The following is a 5,012-nucleotide window of genomic DNA, read 5'->3' as shown; positions in this document are numbered from 1 at the left end:
AAAGATGGGGGTTTTTTTATTGCCGGATCGGGGTCAACCCGATCTCGTGCCCGGCTCGCGCCGGGCACGTTGCTCACGCCATCAGGCGTAGGCTTCGATCGGCAGGCACGCGCACACCAGGTTGCGGTCGCCGTAGGCGTTGTCCACACGGCCCACCGGCGGCCAGTACTTGGCCTCGCGCAGCGACGCCACCGGATAGGCGGCCTGCTGGCGCGGGTAGTCGTGCAGCCATTCTTCGGCCAGCAGCATCTGCGCGGTATGCGGCGCGTTCTTCAGGACGTTGTCTTCGCGGTCGCGTTCGCCGCGCTCGACCTGGGCGATTTCCTCGCGGATCGAGATCATCGCGTCGATGAAGCGGTCCAGTTCGGCCACGCCTTCGGATTCCGTCGGCTCGACCATCAGCGTGCCGGCCACCGGGAAGCTCATGGTCGGTGCATGGAAACCGTAGTCCATCAGGCGCTTGGCGATGTCTTCGGCGCTGATGCCGCTGACTTCCTTCAGCGGACGCACGTCCAGGATGCATTCGTGCGCCACGCGGCCGTTGCGGCCCGCGTACAGGACCGGGTAGTGGTCGCGCAAGCGGGTGGCGATGTAGTTGGCGTTCAAGATGGCCACTTCGGTGGCGCGGCGCAGGCCGTCGGCGCCCATCAGCGAGATGTACACGAACGGGATCGGCAGGATGCCGGCGGATCCGAACGGCGCGGCCGACACGGGACCGACCTTTGCGTCGCCGGGCAGCTTGCCCTGCTCGTTCACCACGCCCGGCAGGTAAGGCGCCAGGTGGGCGCGCACCGCCACGGGACCCACGCCGGGGCCGCCGCCGCCGTGCGGGATGCAGAACGTCTTGTGCAGGTTCAGGTGGGACACGTCCGAGCCGAACTTGCCCGGCTGGGCCACGCCGACCATCGCGTTCATGTTGGCGCCGTCCAGGTAGACCTGGCCGCCAGCCTGGTGGACCAGATCGCAGATCTCGGTCACGGCTTCTTCGAACACGCCGTGCGTGGACGGATAGGTGATCATCAGCGCGGCCAGCTTGTCGCCGACCTGTTCGATCTTGGCGCGCAGGTCGCCCAAGTCGACGTTGCCGTTGGAATCGGAAGCCACCACCACCACGTCCATGCCGGCCAATTGGGCCGAGGCGGGGTTGGTGCCGTGCGCCGACGACGGGATCAGGCAGACATTGCGCTGATGCTGGCCGTTGGCTTGGTGGTAGCCGCGGATCGCCAGCAGGCCGGCGTATTCGCCCTGCGCGCCCGAGTTGGGCTGCAGGCTGATGTTGTCGTAACCGGTAATCTCGCACAACGCGGCCGACAGGCGATCGATCAACTCGTTGTAGCCCTGGCTTTGCGAAGCGGGCGCGAACGGGTGGATCAGCGCGAACTCGGGCCAGGTGATCGGGATCATCTCGGCGGTGGCGTTCAGCTTCATGGTGCACGAACCCAGCGGGATCATCGTGCGGTCCAGGGCCAGGTCCTTGTCGGCCAGGCGGCGCAGGTAGCGCAGCATGTCGGTTTCGGACTGCACGCTGGAGAAGACCGGGTGCGTCAGGATGGCGCTTTCGCGGGCCACCGAAGCGGGGATGCCGCCCGCGGCCGCGGCGTCCAGCGCGTCGATGTCCAGCTCGACATCATCGCGCTCCAGGCCGGCGGCGAACACGTTGACCAGCGCTTGCAGGTCGGCCGTGGTGACGGTTTCGTCCAGCGACACCGCAAGCCGGGCGCCGTCGACGCGGCGCAGGTTGATGTGCTCGCACTCGGCGGCCGTCAGGATGGCCGGGGTGGCGGGGCCGGTTTCCAGCAGCAGCGTGTCGAAGAACGTGTCGTTCACGACCTTCACGCCCAGCTTGATGAGTTCGGCGCGCAGGATGGCGGTGCTGCGTTGCACGCGTTCGGCGATACGACGGATGCCGGCCGGGCCGTGCCACACGGCGTACATGCCGGCCATCACGGCCAGCAGCACCTGCGCGGTGCAGATATTGGACGTGGCCTTTTCGCGGCGGATGTGCTGTTCGCGCGTTTGCAGCGCCAGGCGCATCGCCGGGTTGCCTTGCGAGTCCTTGGACACGCCGACCAGGCGGCCGGCCATGTTGCGCTTGAACGAATCCTTGCAAGCCATGAAGCCGGCGTGCGGGCCGCCGAAGCCGAACGGCACGCCGAAGCGCTGCGCCGATCCAATGGCGATGTCCGCGCCCCACTCGCCCGGGGCGGCCAGCACGGCCAGCGCCAACAGGTCGGTGGCGCACGCCACCACGGCGCCTTGCGCGTGGGCGGTTTCAGTCAGCTTGCGGTAGTCGGCGACGGAACCGGTGCTGTGCGGGTATTGCAGCAGTACGCCGAAGCACTCGGGCAGGCCTTCGGCCTCGTCGCCCACCGCGATTTCCAGTCCCAGGCCTTCGGCGCGTGTGCGCACGACTTCAATCGTCTGGGGATGCACGTGGCGCGAAATGAAGAACACCGGGCTCTGCGACTTGGCGCCGCGGCGGGCCAGCGTCATGGCTTCGGCGGCAGCGGTGCTTTCATCCAGCAGCGAGGCGTTGGAAATATCCAGCCCGGTCAGGTCGGCGACCATGGTCTGGTAGTTCAGCAGGGCTTCAAGACGGCCCTGCGAGATTTCCGGCTGGTAAGGCGTGTAGGCCGTGTACCAGGCGGGATTCTCAAGAATGTTGCGCAGCACGACGTTGGGCGTCTGCGTGCCGTAGTAACCCTGGCCGATGTAGTTGCGGTAGACCTTGTTGCGGCCCGCGATCTGCTTCAGTTCGGCCAGCACGTCGGTTTCGCTGCGCGAGGGCGGCAGCGCCAACGGGGCCTGGCTGCGGATCTTGGCGGGCACGACTTCTTCGATCAAGGCGTCCAGGCTGGGGCTGCCAATCACGCTCAGCATGGTGGCCTGGTCGGCATCGGAGGGGCCGATGTGGCGGGGAATGAAGTCGGTATGGGTGTCTAGGGCGCGCGACATGGGGGAATCTCGGGGTGGTAGTGCGTCAGGGCGGGCGCGGCACAGGGGCCGCGCCCGACTCGAACCAGCGGTTAGCCGTTGGCGACGGCTTCGTAGCCGGCAGCGTCCAGCAGCTTGTCGGCATCGGCGGCATTGGCCGGCTTGATCTTGAAGATCCAGGCGGTGAAGGCCGATTCGTTGATCAGGTTGGGGTTGTTTTCCAGCTCGTCGTTGAACGCGACGATTTCGCCGGCCACAGGCGCGTAGATGTCGGAGGCGGCCTTGACCGACTCGACCACGCCGGCGGTTTCACCCGCGTTCAGCTTGGCGCCGACCTTCACGTCGCCAACGAAAACCAGATCGCCCAATTGATCCTGGGCGGTGTCGGTGATGCCGACGACGAACACGTCGCCTTCAGCTTTGACCCATTCGTGGGACTGGGTGTACTTGCGATCGGTGGGCAGACTCATGGGAACTCCTGAGGGAATGCGGGTAGATGAATGGTGTTGCGCGCCTCGCGCGGGCGACGCATGCCCTGGCCGGGCCGGCGCTCGCGCGAAGCTTCGAGTTTACGAGTGTTCGACGGCTTTGCCGTTACGGACAAACGGCAGTTTGCAGACCAGGGCGGGCACCCATTTACCGCGGATGTCGACCTCGACCGTGTCGCCCGGACGCACGCCTTGCGGCAGGCGGGCAAAGCCGATCGACACGCCCAGCGTGGGCGACATCGTGCCGCTGGTGAGTTCGCCCGTGCCGGCCGGCGTACGCACGGCCATGTGGGCGCGCATCACGCCGCGCTCTTGCAGCTTCAGGCCGATGAAGGTGGCGGGGGTAGCGAACTGCTCCAGCGCGTCGCGGCCGATGAAACGGCGCTCGGCGTTCTTCAGGGAGACCGTCCAGGTCAGGCCGGCCTGGTCGGGGTGGGTCAGCTCGTCCATGTCCTGGCCATACAGGTTCATGCCGGCTTCCAGGCGCAGCGTATCGCGCGCGCCCAGGCCCGCCGGGCGCACGCCCTGGGCGACGAGATCGCGCCACAGTTGAACGACCTCGCTGGCAGGCAGGACGATTTCAAAGCCGTCCTCGCCGGTGTAGCCGGTACGGGCGACGAGCGTGTCGTCGCCCACGATGGCGGCGACGAAGGGGGTCAGCGGTTCGCTCGCGGCCTGCCAGGCCGGACGGGCGGCCCACACCTTGGCGCGGGCGTTCGGGCCCTGCACGGCCACCATGGCCAGATCGCGGCGCGGGGTGATGGTGACGTCGAAATTGCCAGCCTGCTTCACGCGCTGCATCCACGCCATGTCTTTGTCGGCCGTGCCGGCGTTGACCACGACGCGCCATTCGTCGGCGGCGAAGAAGTAGACGATCAGGTCGTCGATGACGCCGCCTTGCGGGTTCAGCATGCAGGTGTACAGCGCCTTGCCGGGCACCGTCAGCTTGGCCACGTCATTGGCGACCAGGCGCTGCAGGAAGGCGAAGGCGTCCGGGCCCACGACGTCGGCGTTCAGCATGTGCGACACGTCGAACATGCCGGCGTCCTGGCGCACCGCGTGGTGTTCTTCCAGCTGCGAGCCGTAGGCCAAGGGCATGTCCCATCCGCCGAAGTCGACCATTCGGGCGCCGGAGGCGATATGTTCTTCGGCCAGCGGGGTGCGTTTGAGGGTTGCGGACATGCGCGGAAACTCCGGGACGGCAGGGCTCTGCCAGGGTTACGGAATGCCGATCGCGACAGGCGGACTGCGCCCGCGCGGCTACGGCTGAATCTTCCGCCCCTCTGTCCTTTTGCCTGAGAGTTGCCCCGCGCACGGCGGGTTTGCACCTTCGGCGCCTGGGCTGCTCGTTGTGTCCCTTGTTCAGGGCCGGCGCCAGGTCTCTCCAGAGTACTGTTTTGCCGCGTCCGCACGGTGAAAACCGGGACAGGGCAAGCATGTGCGGTATCGGTTACCTGAGCGATTCTGGGCGAATTGCGCCTTCGGCGGCGGCCCTGAAAGCAAGGCCGCTCTCTCCCGCAAACATGCGTGACAGCGGCGCCAAGCATACAACGAAAAGAAGTCCTCCGGAAAGGCCCCCACGCCGCACAC

Annotated in this window: 3 protein-coding genes and 2 riboswitches; all 3 genes read right to left on the bottom strand. The window is 66.9% G+C overall.

Annotated elements, in window-relative coordinates:
- Positions 1-81: 81 nt before the first annotated feature.
- Positions 82-2,955, bottom strand: coding sequence for an aminomethyl-transferring glycine dehydrogenase (gene gcvP, locus ACO6D5_RS28140; RefSeq protein ID WP_485827212.1), 2,874 nt, complete (start codon positions 2,953-2,955; stop codon positions 82-84).
- 71 nt (positions 2,956-3,026) lie between these two features.
- Positions 3,027-3,404: a glycine cleavage system protein GcvH gene (gene gcvH, locus ACO6D5_RS28135; RefSeq protein ID WP_485827211.1), complete on the bottom strand. Its 378-nt coding sequence runs from the start codon at positions 3,402-3,404 to the stop codon at positions 3,027-3,029.
- Positions 3,405-3,503: 99 nt separating this feature from the next.
- A complete protein-coding gene (gene gcvT, locus ACO6D5_RS28130) occupies positions 3,504-4,604 on the bottom strand; it encodes a glycine cleavage system aminomethyltransferase GcvT (RefSeq protein ID WP_485827210.1) in 1,101 nt (366 codons plus the stop codon).
- A 91-nt stretch (positions 4,605-4,695) separates the two neighbouring features.
- Positions 4,696-4,820: riboswitch (glycine riboswitch) on the bottom strand.
- Between the two features lie 33 nt (positions 4,821-4,853).
- Positions 4,854-4,950: riboswitch (glycine riboswitch) on the bottom strand.
- Positions 4,951-5,012: the final 62 nt, after the last annotated feature.

The sequence above is a fragment of the Achromobacter sp. genome, from assembly GCF_057314935.1.
The sequence above is the reverse complement of the archived record's forward strand: the minus strand, read 5'-3'. Positions and strand labels throughout refer to the sequence as shown.